Source organism: Halomonas sp. AOP27-A1-41, from assembly GCF_052378605.1.
Lineage (GTDB): Bacteria > Pseudomonadota > Gammaproteobacteria > Pseudomonadales > Halomonadaceae > Vreelandella > Vreelandella citrativorans.
Genome location: NZ_JBQSXT010000015.1, coordinates 18671 through 35521, shown reverse-complemented (window position 1 = coordinate 35521; position 16851 = coordinate 18671). Strand labels below are relative to the sequence as shown.

At 55.7% G+C, this 16851-nt stretch carries 16 protein-coding genes; 10 read left to right on the top strand and 6 right to left on the bottom strand.

The annotated features are described in order from the left end of the window. The first annotated feature begins 1 nt into the window (after position 1). The 9 genes from otnK (ACT3TC_RS11210) to ACT3TC_RS11170 all read left to right on the top strand — a co-directional run bounded on the left by otnK (ACT3TC_RS11210) (position 2) and on the right by ACT3TC_RS11170 (position 9244). Positions 2 to 1345 (top strand): 3-oxo-tetronate kinase, encoded by a 1344-nt coding sequence (gene otnK / locus ACT3TC_RS11210; protein WP_444640121.1) that lies wholly within the window; start codon positions 2 to 4, stop codon positions 1343 to 1345. Beyond that, on the top strand, positions 1342 to 2001 hold the full coding sequence (gene otnC / locus ACT3TC_RS11205) for a 3-oxo-tetronate 4-phosphate decarboxylase (protein ID WP_444640120.1): 660 nt from the start codon (positions 1342 to 1344) through the stop codon (positions 1999 to 2001). Before otnK (ACT3TC_RS11210) ends, otnC (ACT3TC_RS11205) begins: the two co-directional genes overlap by 4 nt. Positions 2002 to 2039: 38 nt before the next feature. After that, the gene (gene otnI, locus ACT3TC_RS11200; protein WP_444640119.1) at positions 2040 to 2834 is read left to right on the top strand and encodes a 2-oxo-tetronate isomerase; all 795 of its coding nucleotides are present in this window, start codon (positions 2040 to 2042) and stop codon (positions 2832 to 2834) included. A gap of 63 nt (positions 2835 to 2897) precedes the next feature. Further along, a complete protein-coding gene (gene denD / locus ACT3TC_RS11195; RefSeq protein ID WP_444640118.1) occupies positions 2898 to 3860 on the top strand; it encodes a D-erythronate dehydrogenase in 963 nt (320 codons plus the stop codon). An 86-nt stretch (positions 3861 to 3946) separates the two neighbouring features. Beyond that, a complete protein-coding gene (locus tag ACT3TC_RS11190; RefSeq protein WP_192528270.1) occupies positions 3947 to 4948 on the top strand; it encodes a TRAP transporter substrate-binding protein in 1002 nt (333 codons plus the stop codon). Between the two features lie 61 nt (positions 4949 to 5009). Then, positions 5010 to 5579 carry a TRAP transporter small permease gene (locus ACT3TC_RS11185; protein ID WP_444640117.1) on the top strand — a complete coding sequence of 190 codons (570 nt, stop codon included), beginning with the start codon at positions 5010 to 5012 and terminating at the stop codon, positions 5577 to 5579. Beyond that, positions 5576 to 6850: a TRAP transporter large permease gene (locus ACT3TC_RS11180; RefSeq protein ID WP_192528268.1), complete on the top strand. Its 1275-nt coding sequence runs from the start codon at positions 5576 to 5578 to the stop codon at positions 6848 to 6850. The genes ACT3TC_RS11185 and ACT3TC_RS11180 overlap by 4 nt, the downstream gene beginning before the upstream one ends. 11 nt (positions 6851 to 6861) lie before the next feature. Next, positions 6862 to 8322 carry an aldehyde dehydrogenase family protein gene (locus tag ACT3TC_RS11175; protein ID WP_444640116.1) on the top strand — a complete coding sequence of 487 codons (1461 nt, stop codon included), beginning with the start codon at positions 6862 to 6864 and terminating at the stop codon, positions 8320 to 8322. A 37-nt stretch (positions 8323 to 8359) separates the two neighbouring features. Beyond that, positions 8360 to 9244: an NAD(P)-dependent oxidoreductase gene (locus ACT3TC_RS11170; protein ID WP_444640115.1), complete on the top strand. Its 885-nt coding sequence runs from the start codon at positions 8360 to 8362 to the stop codon at positions 9242 to 9244. Between the two features lie 109 nt (positions 9245 to 9353). Here the strand turns inward: ACT3TC_RS11170 and otnC (ACT3TC_RS11165) are convergent, their stop codons facing one another. The 6 genes from otnC (ACT3TC_RS11165) to ACT3TC_RS11140 form a co-directional block, all read right to left on the bottom strand. Then, on the bottom strand, positions 9354 to 10001 hold the full coding sequence (otnC, locus tag ACT3TC_RS11165) for a 3-oxo-tetronate 4-phosphate decarboxylase (protein WP_444640114.1): 648 nt from the start codon (positions 9999 to 10001) through the stop codon (positions 9354 to 9356). Next, positions 9998 to 11284, bottom strand: a complete 1287-nt coding sequence (gene otnK / locus ACT3TC_RS11160) for a 3-oxo-tetronate kinase (protein ID WP_444621598.1) — start codon at positions 11282 to 11284, stop codon at positions 9998 to 10000. The genes otnC (ACT3TC_RS11165) and otnK (ACT3TC_RS11160) overlap by 4 nt, the downstream gene beginning before the upstream one ends. A 22-nt stretch (positions 11285 to 11306) precedes the next feature. Further along, entirely contained in the window at positions 11307 to 12794 is a 1488-nt protein-coding gene (locus ACT3TC_RS11155) for a tripartite tricarboxylate transporter permease (protein ID WP_193053379.1), read from the bottom strand. 40 nt (positions 12795 to 12834) lie between these two features. After that, the gene (locus ACT3TC_RS11150; RefSeq protein ID WP_444621597.1) at positions 12835 to 13323 is read right to left on the bottom strand and encodes a tripartite tricarboxylate transporter TctB family protein; all 489 of its coding nucleotides are present in this window, start codon (positions 13321 to 13323) and stop codon (positions 12835 to 12837) included. Positions 13324 to 13425: 102 nt separating this feature from the next. Beyond that, positions 13426 to 14391, bottom strand: a complete 966-nt coding sequence (locus ACT3TC_RS11145) for a tripartite tricarboxylate transporter substrate binding protein (protein WP_444621596.1) — start codon at positions 14389 to 14391, stop codon at positions 13426 to 13428. 82 nt (positions 14392 to 14473) lie between these two features. Next, positions 14474 to 15868 (bottom strand): NAD(P)H-dependent oxidoreductase, encoded by a 1395-nt coding sequence (locus ACT3TC_RS11140; protein ID WP_193053382.1) that lies wholly within the window; start codon positions 15866 to 15868, stop codon positions 14474 to 14476. A 283-nt stretch (positions 15869 to 16151) separates the two neighbouring features. On the opposite strand from ACT3TC_RS11140, the gene ACT3TC_RS11135 reads away from it, so the two are divergent. Beyond that, complete coding sequence (locus tag ACT3TC_RS11135; RefSeq protein WP_193053383.1) at positions 16152 to 16838, top strand: GntR family transcriptional regulator; 687 nt, start codon at positions 16152 to 16154, stop codon at positions 16836 to 16838. The last annotated feature ends 13 nt before the right edge of the window (positions 16839 to 16851 follow it).

Genomic DNA, 16851 nt, shown 5'->3' with positions numbered 1-16851 from the left:
CATGAGCACAGTGCAGAGCATAGCCCTTGAAAAGACAGCCCTTGGAAACATAGCCCTTGAAAGCATAGTCCTTGGAGCTATCGCCGACGACTTTACCGGGGCAACCGATCTTGCCAATAACTTGGTGCGCGGTGGCATGCGCTGCCTGCAGGTGATCGGCGTGCCGCAGGAGACGATTGATCTCCAGGACGTTGATGCGGTGGTGATAGCTTTGAAATCGCGCTCCTGCCCGGTTGATGAAGCCATCACGGATTCTCTCACGGCTCTTGAGTGGCTGCGTGGGCAGGGTGCTCGACAGCTATTCTTTAAATATTGCTCTACTTTCGATTCTACGGATAAAGGCAATATCGGGCCCGTGGCCGATGCGCTGCTGGATCGCCTGGGTGCCTCTCAAACGGTGATGGTACCGGCGTTTCCAATTAATGGTCGTACGGTTTATCAGGGCCATCTGTTTGTGGGTGATCGCCTGCTTAACGATAGCGGTATGCAGCATCATCCGCTCAACCCGATGCAGGACGCTGACCTGGTGCGGGTCTTATCCCGCCAAACACCCTTCCCGGTAGGCTTGCTCGGTCACTCGGTAATAGCCAAAGGCGCCGGCGCCGCTTTTGACCACTTATCCGCACTTGCCGAGCAGGGCACTCGCCATGTGATTTGCGACACGCTTGATGAGCAGAATCTGGATATATTGGCAGAAGCTACCGTGCTGATGCCGTTGGTGACCGGTGGCTCCGGCTTGGGGCAGGCTTTACCCGTCCAGTACCGTGCCCAAGGCTGGCTTAAGCCCATTACGGAACCGGGGCGTTTACAGCCTGCATCAGGCAGCGTGTTGGTGCTGTCCGGGAGCTGTTCTACAGCAACCCTGGCACAAGTAGCCGATTTTCTGGCTTGCCATCCTAACAGCGGTTTTGCGCTAGACCCTTTGTCGCTTGCCGAAAGTGACCGACAGTTGGAGCAGGCGCTGGTCTTTGCGCGACAGCGGCTCTCAGAACAGACCCCGGTATTGATTTACGCCTCGGCGGATCTAGAGAAAGTCAGCGCTGCCCAGCAAGCATTGGGTGTTGCGCGTGCGGGGGCGCTGGTCGAAGAGGCACTGAGCCAATTGGCGGTAACGCTGGTTAACGAAGGCGTTGGTCAGTTGCTGGACGCCGGGGGCGAAACCTCGGGGGCAGTGGTCTCGGCGCTGGGAATTTCCACCCTACGTATAGGTGAGCAGATTGATCCCGGCGTGCCCTGGACCCAGGCTCCGCTGGAAGGTCGTGAAGCGCCGCTCTCGCTGGCGCTGAAGTCGGGCAACTTTGGCGGTGTCGATTTCTTTACCCGAGCCTTTGAGGTGTTGGCATGAGCGTCCACTTACGCCACCATCATCAAAACAGCCTGCGCGAGCAGATCAGCACGCTTGGCAAGTCGCTGTTTGATCGCGGCCTGACCATGGGGTCCAGCGGCAACATTAGCGTGCGCCTGGATGACGGTGGCTGGCTGATGACGCCCACCAACGCCTGCCTGGGGCGGCTGGACCCGGCGCGAATCGCCCATCTGGATGATAACGGCCAGCTACTTGGTGGCGATAAGCCTACTAAAGAGCAGTCCCTGCATATGGCGATGTATGCAGAGCGCCCTCGGTCGGGCGCTATTGTGCACCTTCACTCTACCCACTCGGTGGCGGTTTCGTGTTTGCCGGACGTGAACCCTTGCGACTGCATTCCGCCGCTCACCGCCTACTATGTCATGCGGGTGGGCAAACTGCCGATTGTGCCCTATCACATCCCCGGTGACCCAAAACTGGGCGAAGCGGTACGGGGCCTGGCGGGTAAACACAGCGCTGTGCTGCTTGCCAACCACGGTCCGGTAGTGGCAGGCAAGAATCTGGAAGCGGCGGTGTACGCCACCGAAGAGCTTGAAGAGACGGCCAAACTGTTTCTGCTACTGCGCGGCGAAAACCCACGGGGGCTAACGCCTGAACAGGTCGCGGAGCTTGAGGCGCGGTTTCCTCGGGATTAGCCCGCATTGCGATAAAAACAAAGAGGCACCGATACACCATGATTCGATTAGCCGCCAACCTCAGTATGCTGTTTAACGAGCACGATTTTATGGGCCGCTTTTCAGCGGCGGCTGATGCGGGGTTTAAAGGGGTTGAATACCTGTTTCCCTACGCCTATAGCGCTGCAGAGCTACGCCAGGCGCTTGACGAAACACAGTTGGAACAAGTGTTGTTTAACTTGCCGCCGGGTGATTGGGAAAAAGGTGAAAGAGGGCTTGCCAGCCTGCCTGGGCGCGAAGCCGAGTTTCGTGATTCGGTTATCGAGGCGCTACGTTATGCTGAGACGCTTAACTGCCCACACGTTCACGCCATGGCGGGATTACTACCTGAGGATGCCGATGCGACGACCCTGGCCGATCATCAGGCTACTTACCTACGTAACCTGCACTTCGCTGCTACTGAGGCCGCCAAACTGGGCAAGGGCATATTGATCGAGCCCATCAATACCCGTGATATGCCCCATTACTTCTTGTCGGGACAAGCGCAAGCCATGGCGGTATTGAAAGCGCTGGGGGCGAACAATCTTAAGCTGCAGTTTGATCTCTACCACTGTCAGATCATGGAGGGGGACCTTATTCGCCATCTTGAGCGACAGTTCAGCGCTATCGGTCATGTTCAAGTGGCGGGAGTGCCGGAACGGCACGAGCCCGATGTTGGCGAGATCAACTACCCCGCACTATTTGCCAGGCTAGAAGCGCTGGGCTATAGCGGCTGGGTTGGCTGTGAATACAGGCCAGCTGGCGATACGCGCCAAGGTCTGGGCTGGGGTCGACATTATGGGCTTCACTCATGATCGAGTAGCCAAAACATGGTCTCAAACGCTAACAACCTACAATAAAGCGAGGACACCTTAATCATGCATATCTTAATCACGGGCGCCGCTGGGTTTTTGGGAAAGCGTCTTTTACATCGACTGATTAGCCGCAAAGAGCTGTGCGGTCAGCCGATCACCCACTTAACGCTGGTCGATCAAACCCAAGCTGCCGTACCCGACGCGCCTGATATAACGATCCGCAACGATGCTGTGGATATTACTGCTCCAGATGCGCTGGGCAGTGCGCTTGATCGAAAGCCCGATGTCATCTTCCACTTGGCTGCGGTCGTAAGCTCTGCGGCTGAGGCTGATCTGGACCTAGGCATGGCGGTCAATTTTGATGCTACTCGCGCCTTGCTGGAAGGTTGCCGTGCCCGGCAGTTGAATAAGACACGCTTAGTCATGGCAAGCTCCGTGGCGGCTTACGGCGGGGATCTGCCTGATGTGCTGGATGACATGACGGCTTCGCAGCCGCAAACATCCTATGGCACGCAAAAAGCAATGTGTGAGCTTCTCATCAACGACTACAGCCGACGCGGCCTGATTGACGGCAGGGTACTGCGTTTGCCGACCATTGTGATTCGTCCTGGGCGGCCGAATGCCGCGGCGTCGAGCTTTGCGTCCAGCATTTTGCGCGAACCCTTAAACGGGGAGGAGGCCATTTGTCCCGTACCGTTGGATCAGGCGCTTTTCGTTATGTCGCCTGATAAGGTGATCGAAGCGTTGATACATGGCGCCGAAGTGCAGGAAGAAGCGTTGGGTAAGTTTCGCGCATTTATTCTGCCGGGCATCACGACCGATGTTTCCGAAATGCTTGAGGCGTTGCGTGAGGTGGCGGGCGCAGAAGCGGTGGCGCGTGTACGTCATGAGCCAGACCCGCGTATCGAACCCTTGGTGGCAAGCTGGCCCGCGCGCTTTGAAACTGCTAAAGCGAACCAGCTGGGTTTTGTCGGTGACCGAGATTTCAAACAGATTATCGATGCCTATGTGGCAGAGCATCGCTAATGGATCTTCGCCTGCCTGACGGGCGAGCAATAAGGGGCTACTACTCCCCATCGTTCTTACCAATAAATATAATTAGGAGTATCACCATGACCACTCGTTTCGCTCGGCGTACGCTTGCGACCGCTATTGGCACCGCTACCACGCTGGCCCTGGCCGGCTTGGCATTTCAGGCTCAGGCCGCTACAGAGGTAAGCGTTGGCTACGCCATTTCCAGCGACTCCCACTATGGCGCTGGTTCCCGCGCCTTTAAAGAGACGCTTGAAAGCCTTTCTGATGGTGCTTTTACCGTGACGGATCATCCCAGTGGCTCGCTTGGCGGAGAGCGGGCCATGATTGAAGGGCTGCAGATCGGCACCGTCGATATAGTGATCACCTCTTCCGGACCCTTGGGTAACTTTGTCCCCGAGACCTATGTTCTCGATCTACCGTTTTTGTTCACCAGTTACGAACAAGCCCGCTGCGTACTTGACGGAGAGATCGGTCAGGAACTGCTCGATAAGATGGGCGACCACGACCTGGTCGGCCTCTCCTGGTCGGAAAACGGTTTCCGCCATATCACCAACAGCCAAAAAGCCATTGAAAAGCCAGAAGACGTTAGTGGCTTAAAAATTCGCACCATGGAGAACCGTATTCATCAGCAGGCCTTTGAAGGGCTAGGGGCCAGCCCGACGCCCATGGCCATGCCGGAGCTGTTTACCGCCCTGCAGCAGGGTACGGTGGACGGTCAGGAAAACCCCATTACGGTGATTGTGGCTGCGAACCTCTATGAGGTCCAGGATCAACTATCGCTGACCGGCCATGTGTACTCGCCTGCCATTGTGCTCGGCTCACCGGTGCTAATTGATGGGCTGAGCGAGGAGGAGCGTGAATGGTTTAATGAGGCCGCTCAAGCTGCTACCGAAGCCACCCGCGCTGAGGTTACACGTTTGGAAGAGGAGGGCGTGGCTTTCCTGCAAGAACAGGGTATGACGGTCACTGATAATATCGATCCAGCACCGTTCCAGGAAGCAGTAGAGGCCGTTCATGCTGACTTTATTGAGCAGTATGGCGAGGAGATGCTAGAGCGCATTCGTAACAGTAGCTGCTGAACCCATCCCGTGGCGCCCTCTGGGCGCCACTTGCCCATAACCTGACGGGGTGAGGTGATTTATGGTGTCCTGGTTTCTGCGTGTCGAACATGTGTTGACTCGGTTAGCGCTGGCGATTGCTATTTTGATGTTGATCGTTTCAGTGTCGTTGGGATTCTATCAAGTGCTTACACGATTTCTCTTCAATGCACCCTCGACGTGGTCGGAGACGTTGTCACGGGCGACGATGATCTGGTGTGTGTTTATGGCCTCTGCCGCCACGTTCCGCGGCGGCTTTATGATGGCCGTAGAGGTTATCTACAAGCTCGTGCCCAAGCCCACCCTGCTGGCGCTTGAATGGTTTATCGGTCTGTGCTGTCTTCTGGTGCTCTCTGTATTGGTATTCTACGGCATCCAAATGACCCAGCGGGTTAGCAATCAGACGCTGTCCGCGCTTGAGGTCTCGATGTCCTGGGCATATGCGGCTATTCCAGTGGGCAGTGCCTTTGCGATGCTGGCCGTTATTGCGCGGCTGCTGGCCCAAAGTTGCGGTCTTGAAACTTTAGGGCCAATGCATGATGAGACAGTCGAGAAAGAGGCTGCAGCAACGTCCGGCATGCCGCCTGCTACCCCGAGTGAGCCGCGCTTATGAACTTAGCCATTGGTCTTTCTCTGTTGATTTTGTTCGCCACCGGCGTGCCGATCGCAATCTCCATTCTGCTGGCATCGATCATCGGCATTGAGTTTTTTTCGCGCTTTCCCTTGATGATGGTGCCTCAACAGCTGTTTGTAGGGCTGGATAACTTCCCGCTGATGGCGATTCCTTTTTTCATCTTGGCGGGCAACCTGATGGCAGCCGGTGGTATCTCTAGCCGACTGGTTGATCTGGCCAAGTCAATCGTGGGTGGCGTTCAGGGTGGGTTGGCGATGACCTGCGTACTGACCTGCATGATGTTTGCGGCAGTATCAGGCTCCAGTGTGGCGACGACCTTTGCTATCGGTGCGATTCTTATTCCAGCAATGGTCAAGCACGGCTATCCCAAACCCTTGGCCGCCTCCATCCAGGCTTCATCGGCAGAGCTGGGGGTGCTGATTCCGCCCTCTATTCCCTTGATTCTATTTGGGGTAAGTACCAATACCTCGATTGGCCAGCTGTTCATTGCAGGCATTGGTCCAGGGTTATTGGTTGGTGGTGCGCTGCTGGTCTTTGTTTATATTTTCTGCAAGCTGCGCGGTTTTGGTCTTCAAGATCGCAATGACCGCACTCGCTTTACGACGGCCTTCCAGCGTGCCTGGGCGGCAATGCTGATGCCGGTGGTGGTCATCGGCGGCATCTATGGTGGGATTTTTACGCCCACTGAAGCCTCGGCGGTGGCGGTGTTTTATGCCTTGGTGGTCGGTGCTTGCTACCGAGAGCTTAAGCTGGTCGACCTAATTCCCGTACTGCGTCAAAGCGTTGTGTCTACCGCTGCGGTGATGCTGATTATCTCAGCGGCCGCTCTGTTTAGTTTCCTGATTAGCCGTTCCGGCCTTCCCGCCCAAGTCGCCGCTGGAGTCACGGCGATGTTCGAAAGCCCCTGGGCTTTTTTGCTGGCCGTCAACGCCCTGCTGCTTGTGGTGGGGATGTTTATCGAGACCGGCGCGGCGATCCTGGTACTGGCACCGATCCTTACGCCGATCGCCATGCAGTTTGGCGTTCATCCGGTACATTTCGGACTGATCATGGTGGTTAATTTGGCCCTGGGAATGATTACTCCGCCGCTGGGCGTAAACCTGTTTGCCGCGTGTGCAGTGGCGAAGATTTCCATTGATCAGATGCTGCCCTGGCTGGTGCGATTTGTGCTGGTGGTGCTGACGTGTCTGATGGCAATTACCTATATGCCCTGGATCTCGATGGGCCTGGTTAACCTGCTGTATGGCTAAGGAGTATGTTGATGATTGATTTGCCCGAATTTCCACCCCAGGCGGCGCTAATAGGCAATATCTGGGTTGATACCGGCGCGACGCTACCCGTAGAGGCGCCCGCTCGTGGCGAAGTCGTCACGCATATCGCCCGCTGCACGCCGGAGCATGTCGATGATGCCGTCGCCACAGCGCGGCGCGCCTTTTCAGGTGAGCTGGGAGAGTGGGCGCAGTGGAGTGCCCGCCAACGCAGCGCTTGGCTATTTGACTTTGCTGATGCCATCGAGGCCAACCATGAGCATTTATCGGCTTTAGAATGCCTGGACACTGGAAAGCCCTTAACCCAAGCGCGTGCGGATATTAAAGCCTGCGCGCATTACTTTCGCTTTTACGGCGGTGGCGCCGATAAATTACATGGCGAGACCCTGCCTTATGAAGAGGGCTACACCGTCATGACATTGCGTGAGCCGTATGGTGTTTGCGCGCAGATTATTCCCTGGAATTACCCGTCACAGATATTTGGCCGCTGCGTGGCAGCCGCCTTGGCTGTTGGCAATACTATCGTTCTTAAGCCTGCCGAAGATGCCTGTTTGAGCGTCTTGAGCTTGGCAAAGCTGGCGATAGCCTGCGGTCTGCCAGCCGGAGTGCTCAATGTGGTGCCGGGACTTGGGCGTGAAGCCGGTGCTGCCCTGGCCGCGCATCCGGGGATTGATCATCTCTCATTCACTGGTTCTCCTGAGACCGGCACCCATGTAACCCAGGCGGCGGCAAAGCATCACGTGCCCGTCACGCTAGAGCTGGGTGGCAAGTCGCCGCAGATTGTCTTTGCAGATGCCGATCTAGATGCGGCTTTCGACGCAGTGGTGCGTGGGATTATTCAGAATGCCGGGCAAACCTGCTCGGCGGGCAGTCGCCTGTTAGTACAGCGCGATATATCGGAAATGTTTACGGATCGTCTGATAAAGCGCTTCTCGGCGCTACAGTGTGCATCGGGCGAGGAAGATGCCGACTGCGGCCCGCTGATCAATGCCCGTCAAAAATCGCAGCTCGATAATCGGCTAGCCATGGCCGAAGCGGACGGTATTCGAGTTGCGGCAAGAGGGCAGCTCGCTAAAAATGCCTCACCGGCCGGGCATTTCGTCGTCCCGCATCTGCTTACGGACATTCCCGATGAACATGACGTGCTGCACGAAGAGCTGTTTGGCCCCGTGCTGGCCGTGCAGATATTCGACGATGAAGCACAAGCGTTGCGCTTGGCCAATGCAACCGACTTCGGGCTGTGCGCCGGTGTCTGGACGCGCGACGGTGGTCGTCAATTGCGCTTGGCGAGAGGCATTCGCAGCGGCCAGGTTTTTATCAATAACTACGGTGCGGGCGGCGGTATTGAACTGCCTTTCGGCGGTGTCGGGCGTTCCGGGCACGGGCGGGAAAAAGGCTTCGAGGGGCTGCGCAGCTATACCCGGATAAAAACGGTCGCTATTCGCCATGGCTAGAACAAAATCGTAACTACATTAGGCTAGGAGCTTATTCATGAATCAATCCGTTCGTACAGAGCATCGCATCGGCATGGTGGGTGTAGGGTTAATGGGCCACGGCATTGCCAAGAACATTCTCAACGCGGGGTATTCCCTGGCCTTTCTGGACCACCCTGGGAACCAGCCCGTGGACGATCTACTGGCGGCAGGCGCCGTGTCGTGCTCAAGCGCGTGGGAAGTGGCCGAAAAAGCCGACGTGGTATTGCTGTGCGTAACGGGATCACCCCAAGTAGAGGCCGTGCTGTTTGAGCCGGATGGCGTGCTGGAGGGGCTCGCCCAGGGTTCCATCGTGGTGGACTGCTCTACCTCGTTGCCAAGTTCCACGGCTAAGGTTGCCGCCAGGGTAGCAGAAGCGGGTGGCCACCTGGTCGATGCGGCGATGACACGCACGCCCAAGGAAGCTGAGGAGGGGCGGTTGAACCTTATCGTCGGTGCATCCGAAACGCTGTTTGAAGCGTTGCGCCCGCTACTCGAAAGTTTCGCTGAGGTCATTACCCACGCGGGAGGCGTAGGCTCAGGGCATACTCTTAAGCTACTGCATAACTACGTGTCGTTGGGATTTTCAGCCGTACTGGCCGAGGCGACTGCGGCTTCCCGGCGGGCGGGTATCGATGACCACGCTTTTCTGGAGGTTTTGACCAAGGGCGGCGGGGGCGGCGTGGTGCTGGAACGGTTACGTCCCTTTATTGAATCAGGCGATGCTTCGGGGTTTCGCTTTAGCGTGGCGAACGCGCATAAAGATCTCGGCTACTACCACACCATGACCGATGAGCTTAATACGACAAGAGGCGTCGCCGGCGCGGTAGCGGCGCTGTACGCAGGCGTGGAGGATCAGACCATGGCGGTGCCGGAGTTGATTCGTTTGCTAGAGGAGCACTGAATCCTGACCACGGTGATGAATGGTGGATAGTAGTTATATGAGGAGTCATCGATAAGGGCAAAACTCAATGAGCTTTGCCCTTATGTTTCAAGTGCGGTGGCGGAATGCTTTAGTCCCTCGGAAACCGGGCTTCCAATTCAGCAACCTGTTCAGGCGTCAGCACACGCGGGTTTTCGCCGCGCAACAGCAGAAACAGCTTGGCCGTTTCTTCGAGCTCTTCGGTGGCATACACCGCCGCTTCAAGGTTTTTACCGGCGACAACCGGGCCGTGGTTGGCGAGTAGCACGGCGCTGTGCTTGCCTGCTAGGCCGCGTACCGCTTCGCCCAGCTGTTGGTCGCCCGGGATGTGGTAAGGCACCAGGGGAAGCTTGCCTACGCGCATGGCGTAATAGGCGGTGAGCGGCGGAATGCAGTCGCAAGGGTTGATACCCGGCAGGCAGGAAACCGCCACCGAATGCGTGGAGTGCAGGTGCACGATAGCGCCGGACTGAGGGCGCTCATCGTACATCGCCATATGCAGAAACTGCTCTTTGGTGGGCTTATCACCGCTGATTAGCTGGCCTTGGGTATCCAGGTGCGAGATGCGTGCAGGGTCCAGACGCCCAAGGCAAGCGTTGGTAGGCGTCATCAGCCAGCCGCCGTCATCCAGGCGCAGGCTGATATTGCCACTGGAGCCCATGGTCAGGCCTCGATCGAACAGCGATTTCCCCAGCGTGCTGATCTGTTCACGCAGGCAGTTCTGGTCGTGAGTACTCATGCCAATACCTCAAACGCGCGTGTGAAGAAATCCACACTGCCAAAGTTGCCCGACTTGAGTGCCAGAGAAAGTGGGGCCTCGCGGTTGGCAAGTGCCGCCTGTGTCCAGGGCACGCCGGGATCGATCTGCTCGCCGATACGTAGCGCTGAAATGCCCAGGGCAGACACCACCGCACCTGAAGTTTCGCCACCGGCAACTACCAGTCGGCCAACGCCTTCATTGACCAGAGTAACGGCAAGCTGGCTTAGCGCTTTTTCGACGATGAGGCCGGCCTTATCGACGCCCAGTTCCACCTGAGCAGCCTTGACCTTTTCAGGATCAGCTGAGGCATAGATCAAGGCAGGTGCATCTTGTTCAAGACGCTCGAACGCGAAGGCCAGGGCTTGCTCCCATTGTTTGTCGTCTTTCGCCAGAGCCTGCGGGTCAAGCGCAAAACCAGCGCCAGGATGGTGTTCGAGGAAATCAGCAACCTGGGCAAGCGTTGCCCGTGAGCAGCTGCCAGACAGTGCCAGCATGTTACCCGAGGCGGGTTGAAGACGCCCGGGCTCGGCTATCTCGGCAAGCCAACCCTGTTTGCGGTACTGGGCAGGCAGGGCTTGGCCTAGCCCCGAACCGCCGGTTACCAAGGGCATCGTTACCGTTGCCTCCGCCAAGACGTCCAGATCGCTATCATCGACGGTATCGCAAATCACGTGGCGTACGTTTTTAGCCGCCAGAGCGTCAAAGTGTTGGCGAGTGGCTTCGGCCCCTTTGGCTAGCGTGGAGCGGCTGGCCAAGCCAACGGCGTGGGAAGTCTGGCGCGAAAGCACGCGTACAAGATCCGCATCGGTCATGGGCGTCAGCGGGTGGTGCTGCATGCCGCTATCGTTAAGCAGGCGATCGCCAACGAACAGATGCCCTTGATATACCGTCCGGCCATTAATCGGAAATGCCGGGACCATCACGGTTCGCGAGACGCCGAGTCGATCAAGTAGTGCATCGGCAACTGGGCCGATGTTGCCCTTATCGGTTGAATCAAAGGTCGAGCAGTATTTAAAAAATATCTGCCGGGCACCCTGTTCACGTAACCAGTCAAGTGCTGCCAGTGAATCGCTAGTGGCCTCTTCAACCGGGCAGGAGCGCGATTTAAGCGCCACTATCACGGCATCCACGTTGCTTAAATCGGGCGAGGTGGTCGGCACGCCAATCACTTGAACGCAGCGCATGCCGCCGCGTACCAGGTTATTGGCAAGGTCAGTGGCGCCGGTGAAATCGTCGGCGATAGCGCCCAGTACGATGGTCATAGCATTCTCCAGGATACGGGCTTCAGGTAGTGGCCTTACGACGTGCGCGTTTGATCAGCGGCGTAATCAGCGTGACGGCCAGCAAAAGGAAAGCAATACTCAGTAGCGTGGCGCTAATAGGACGCTCAATAAAGATGCTGAAGTCGCCTTGTGACATGGATAGCGCACGGCGCAGCTCGCTTTCTGCGATAGGGCCCAATACCAGTCCCAAAATGATGGATACCAGAGGGAAGTTGATCTTCTCAAGCAGATAGCCCAGTACGCCAAAGCCCATCATCAACCATACATCAAACATGGAGTTGCGCACCGAATAGGTACCCACGATGCAGCACATGATAATAATGGGGCCGAGTGCGGAATAAGGTACATTCAGCAGCTTGGTAAACAGCACGATGAACGGCTTTGAGAAAAGCAGAATCATGAAATTGACGATAAATAGCCCGGCAAACACCGCATAGATTAAGTCACTGCTAGTCAGCATAAACATTGGTCCAGGCTGCAGGCCGTGCATGATAAACGCGCCCAAAATAACGGCCGTAGTGCCGCTACCCGGAATACCCAGTGCAAAAAGCGGTACCAGTGCACCCATGGCCGCTGCGTTATTGGCAGACTCAGGGGCGGCAATACCTTCCGGCGCACCCTTGCCAAATTTCTCGGGATGCTTGGACCAGCGGACCGTTTCGCTATAACTCACCATCGCCGCGGTGCTGGCCCCGATACCCGGCAGGATACCGATGACGACCCCGATAATAGATGAACGCGACAGGGTCATGCCGATCTGGCGCAGGATAGGAAGATCGAAAATCTTGACCTTCACCTTTTTCAAGGGCTGATGGCTTTCATGGTCCAGTGTACGTTTCATGACTTCTGAAACGGCAAACAGACCCACAATGACCGGAATCAAGCCCACGCCTTCGGTCAGATTAAGATTGCCAAAGGTAAAGCGGCTGGTGCCGGTGAGCGGGTCAATACCAATGGTCGCAATGAATAGGCCTAGCGCCGCACCAATCAAGCCAAATATGAGGCGACCGCCTAGTGAAGCCACCACTGTTAAACCGAGTACCGCCAAGGCAAAGTACTCAGGAGATGAAAACTTCAAGGCCATCTTGGCAAGCATGGGCGTGAATATAATAAGCGCGACGGTACCCACAAGCCCGCCGATAGCCGAGCTTAAAACGCCGATGCCCAAGGCTTTGCCTGCCTCTCCACGCTGAGTCATGGGATAGCCATCAAACGCCGTCATTACCGCTTCAGGCGTGCCTGGGGCACGGTATAGAATGGCCGTAATCAAACCTGAAAAGACCGTTGCGCCATAGATGGCGGTCAGCACCATAAAGGCTGTGGTCGGCTCCATGCCATAAGTAACTGGCAGCAGGATAACCACTAGAATAACGCCGCTAACGCCGGGCAGTGCACCACCGATAAAGCCGATAAACACGGCAGAGGTTAAGAGCAGTAGATTGAGTGGCTGCATCACCACGGCTAACCCGGCCAAAAAATGTTCTAGCATGGTCGACTCCCTGGAAGGTTGGGTCTGTTATGGATCAGCCTTACGGCATGGGAATGCCAAGCAGCGACACGAAAACGCCCTGCATCAGTACAGCGGCAAGAACTAACGTAATGGCAATGTTCGTCCACGAACGGGCGCCCAGCAACAGCGTACCGATAAACGTAAATATCAGGCTGGCGATTAAAAAGCCGATGCTTTGTATCAATAGCGTGTAGGTGATAGCCGCTGCTATAAACCACCAATGGCGGGTGCGGCCAAGGGAGAAGCATGATGAGATTGGTGCCGTTTCAGTTGGGGGGGGCGAATCAGCTTGGGGGTCGCTGACCAGTGCCTGTTTGCGGTCACGCCACGTAATGGCGAGCAGGACAATTCCCAGCACAAACAGAACGATCAGCAGGGTCAGCGGCCAAACGCGAGGGCCGATAAACGTGGACACCTGCGCAGAGCTTGGGAATTGCAGCGTGGGATAAAGACTCACCATCGCGAGTGACACGACCCCAAGCGCAAAAAGAGTGATCCTAGCGTGCATGGTAAACCTTGATGGGGATAGTGGAAGAACGGCCCCGCGAGGCCGATCTTTCAGATGGATATAGGAGGGGACATGCCCTTCCACCAACCAGTAGCTGCTGGTTTAGTCGTTTTGCAGCAAACGCGAGTAAAGCTCGTAGTTGTTCTCAAGCCGCTGACGATACTCGTCGCTACTCATCCAGCCTTCACGGTAATCAAGGTTTACGCGCTCTGCGTAGCTTTGGTACTCCTCAGAGTCATATACGTCTTTAAAGGCATCTTCCAGACGCTTCATGATCGGCGCAGGCGTATCAGCATGCACAAATATGGCGCGATCGTTACCGTCTGTCAGGTCCCAGTCGTTTTCAACCGTGGTCGGCACATCTGGGTAGTCTTCAAGGCGTTCATCGCTGAAGACCAAAATTGGCATCATCTGGCCGGCTTCGATGTAGCTTAATAGCGGGCTTAGCGAGGTGGTGGTCGCATCAATATTGCCGCCCAGCACATTGGCAGTGGCGTTGCCGGTACTGTCGTAAGGGATAAAATTTATGTCTAGCCCAGACGCATCACGCAGCGACAGGAAAGCTACATGATCTGGGCTTGCCGTATGGGTGCCCCCAACGGTGACTTTACCGGGGTTTTCCTCAGCGTATTTCACGAAAGAATCAAAATCAGGAAAACGCTCAGGATTAACAAAAAGCGCCATTACGTCAGACTGCATGCGCGCAACCGGCGTTAACTGATCCAGACCCACGGGGTTTTGGCCCGCCGCAAGTGAGGTCACAAGCGTAGTGGACGCAAAGTCTAGAGTGTGGCCATCAGCCTCGCTCGTGGCGGCACGCTGATGGGCTAAAGCACCGGACGCGGCTGGCAGGTTAACCACTGTAATACTCGCGCCGCCAATGGCTTCTTCAAACATCGGGCGAACGACCCGAGCAAAGTTATCAGTACCACCGCCAGCACCTGCGGCTACCAGGAACTGGATTGGCTTGCTGGGGAAGTTGTCGGCATCGCTGGCGCTGGCACTGGTAGCCGCGCCGAGCATGGCAAGACCTAAAGTGGCGTATTTAACATTATGTTTGATAAGCATAATTTTCTCCAAGGTGATTATTGTTGCTTTTAGGGTCCATCAATATGCGAAGTAGAGCACCTTAAAGGCACTCTACCGTTAGTTACTGGCTGTCGCCTGCGTAAAACAGCTTGTCCTGTTTAAGTCGCAGCTTATGTAGTCGAGAAGGTGGTAACGTGACATCGGCTAAAGTAATGGGTTGGTTAGGTGCGATATCGCGAATAACTTCGGCGCCTGGTAACAGATAAAAAGGGACTTTGGCGTCATCTGAAAGCGCCGCAGCGGGGTGAATCTCCGGACGCAGCCCTTCGATGTGCCGATGATGGCCCTTCATCTCGAGCCGCTGGCCCGCCTTGATCGCTTGGGTGGCGCGCGCAGTCAGGTCGAATTTAGGGGTGGTGGCATGGCCGCCACCGGACGTTAAGCCGTTGAGTACCACATCCAGCAGCGAGATGGGCGCTTCCAGGCCTAGCAAATGGCGTGGCAGATATACCATGGCGCTATTGCCGCTGCGGCTTAGTACGTGACCTTTATCGCGCAGCAGTGTCCAGACATGCGGGTCTTCACAGCGCACCACTACAAACACACCGCCAGCAAAGCTCAGCTCATCTGGGCGGCGCAGGCAGTTAAAGACTTCAAGGCGCTCATTACCTTTTAGAACACCGCCTTCTGCTTGGGTATCCAGAAGCGTGGGCACTTCTATGGTTCTGAGCACCATGGCATGAAATTCAGGCAGATCTGGCTGTAGGCCTGTAGCGTTGGCAACATTGACCATCTCACACAGGTCAGGCACGGAAATCTGCGGAATAGCTGACAAGGCCTCGCCGCGGGATTTGACTGTGGTGCGTGCATCGCTATCGTCAAGCTTCCAGAGGGCGGCAATTTCAGTGGCATCGTACTGGGTGCCATTACAGGTCACGGTGCCTTGCGCTTCATCCCAGATAAAGTCGTATTCGCTACTCTTGCCAGCAGAAATGATCTCAAACCCCAGCGTTTTGGCCCATGTGACAAGGCCAATCAGCAGGCTTGGCTGGTCGCCATCCAGCGGCGTGAAAAGGCGTCCTTGGTCTTCGGCCAGGCGAGTCAGGTAGGGTCCGACAACCGACTCGGTTTCCTTGGTGGCAATACCGACATGCTTACCCGCCAGTAAGGCCGCTTCTGCATAATGGGCGCCGACATCAGGAATGCCGGTAGACTCAACCAGAATATCGAACGGAAGTGCCGCGACCGTATCGAAAGAAGCTGTGGCAATGAAAAAGCCTTTCTGCCAAGCGTCTTCGGCATCGCTCGTAGAGTGGCATACCATTATTTTTGTGCTGGGAAAACCCGCGTGGCGAAAGGCTTCAGCCGCCTTTTCAGGATTGATGTCGATCGCAATACGCGCTGACAATCCTGGCATCTGGCGGGCTTGACGCAATACGCCACGACCAAAATCACCAGCGCCCGCGATACAGACTTCAACTATTTTGGTCGTATGAAAGTGTTGTAAGTAATTCATAAATAATGGCATTCCATGTTTGGCAAAAGTATTTTTACAGTGGCCATGAACTTATAGATGCTTCTTTTTTCAACGTAGGCGTAATATATAGATGTGAAATTTAGTGGTATACCATTAGAGAGGTCAACGCTAGAAGGATGATACTTTAGTCGTTGGTAGATTTGTTTTTCTTTAAATCAATGGCTTAAGTGTTATTGAGGGAGTGTTTTTTTATATGTGATTATTTGAAAAGAGTTTTTTGGTATGCCATTATTAATAGACGCTAATCAAAGTGAACAACTCCATGGAAGATATCGCTCCAACCCATAACGCCGGGCTTGTTGAAAAAGTCGCGCATTATTTGCGCGAACATATCGTCATGGATCATTTCCAACCGGGACAGCGGTTACCCGAGCGCACGCTGGCAGTTGAGTTACAAGTGTCGCGTACGCCGCTACGCGAGGCGCTCAAGATTCTTGCGACAGAAGGTTTAGTGGTGATTTCCCCCAACCGCGGGGCTGTGGTTGCGGATGTCAGCGCTGCGGATATGAAAGAAAAGGCCTATGTATTAAGCGTCCTTGAGCAGTCAGCCGCGCAACTGGCGTGTGTCAGGGCTAGCGACGAAGATATTGCTGAGTTACAGGCGCTGCATTACGAAATGAAAGCTTCGTTCTTAAGAAGGGATCGGCAGAACTACTTTCGGCTTAACCAGGATATCCACAACCGGATCGTGGCGCTTTCGGGGAACACGACCCTAATTGATATACACGCCAACCTCAGTCGGCAGCTTTATCGGGTGCGCTATCTGTCCAATCAAAAGAACGATAAATGGGCGAAAGCCATGGAGGAGCACGAGGCCATCATGGCGGCCTTGGAGGCCCGCGACGCCGCACGCGTCGGCGATGAACTGCGCAACCATCTGGGTAAAACGTGGATAAAGTACACGAACGGTGAGGAAGATATCGGTCAGCCGGAAAACCTGACCCTCTAGTCTCGTCCTGGGC

What these genes read in the sequence shown, in the direction of transcription:
- ACT3TC_RS11185 (WP_444640117.1), top strand. Translation starts at nt 5,010, where the DNA reads ATGGTGTCCTGGTTTCTGCGTGTCGAACATGTGTTGACTCGGTTAGCG.
- ACT3TC_RS11190 (WP_192528270.1), top strand. Translation starts at nt 3,947, where the DNA reads ATGACCACTCGTTTCGCTCGGCGTACGCTTGCGACCGCTATTGGCACC.
- ACT3TC_RS11150 (WP_444621597.1), bottom strand. Translation starts at nt 13,323, where the DNA reads ATGCACGCTAGGATCACTCTTTTTGCGCTTGGGGTCGTGTCACTCGCG.
- otnK (WP_444621598.1), bottom strand. Translation starts at nt 11,284, where the DNA reads ATGACCATCGTACTGGGCGCTATCGCCGACGATTTCACCGGCGCCACT.
- ACT3TC_RS11145 (WP_444621596.1), bottom strand. Translation starts at nt 14,391, where the DNA reads ATGCTTATCAAACATAATGTTAAATACGCCACTTTAGGTCTTGCCATG.
- denD (WP_444640118.1), top strand. Translation starts at nt 2,898, where the DNA reads ATGCATATCTTAATCACGGGCGCCGCTGGGTTTTTGGGAAAGCGTCTT.
- otnK (WP_444640121.1), top strand. Translation starts at nt 2, where the DNA reads ATGAGCACAGTGCAGAGCATAGCCCTTGAAAAGACAGCCCTTGGAAAC.
- otnI (WP_444640119.1), top strand. Translation starts at nt 2,040, where the DNA reads ATGATTCGATTAGCCGCCAACCTCAGTATGCTGTTTAACGAGCACGAT.
- ACT3TC_RS11140 (WP_193053382.1), bottom strand. Translation starts at nt 15,868, where the DNA reads ATGAATTACTTACAACACTTTCATACGACCAAAATAGTTGAAGTCTGT.
- ACT3TC_RS11155 (WP_193053379.1), bottom strand. Translation starts at nt 12,794, where the DNA reads ATGCTAGAACATTTTTTGGCCGGGTTAGCCGTGGTGATGCAGCCACTC.
- otnC (WP_444640114.1), bottom strand. Translation starts at nt 10,001, where the DNA reads ATGAGTACTCACGACCAGAACTGCCTGCGTGAACAGATCAGCACGCTG.
- ACT3TC_RS11170 (WP_444640115.1), top strand. Translation starts at nt 8,360, where the DNA reads ATGAATCAATCCGTTCGTACAGAGCATCGCATCGGCATGGTGGGTGTA.
- ACT3TC_RS11180 (WP_192528268.1), top strand. Translation starts at nt 5,576, where the DNA reads ATGAACTTAGCCATTGGTCTTTCTCTGTTGATTTTGTTCGCCACCGGC.
- ACT3TC_RS11135 (WP_193053383.1), top strand. Translation starts at nt 16,152, where the DNA reads ATGGAAGATATCGCTCCAACCCATAACGCCGGGCTTGTTGAAAAAGTC.
- otnC (WP_444640120.1), top strand. Translation starts at nt 1,342, where the DNA reads ATGAGCGTCCACTTACGCCACCATCATCAAAACAGCCTGCGCGAGCAG.
- ACT3TC_RS11175 (WP_444640116.1), top strand. Translation starts at nt 6,862, where the DNA reads ATGATTGATTTGCCCGAATTTCCACCCCAGGCGGCGCTAATAGGCAAT.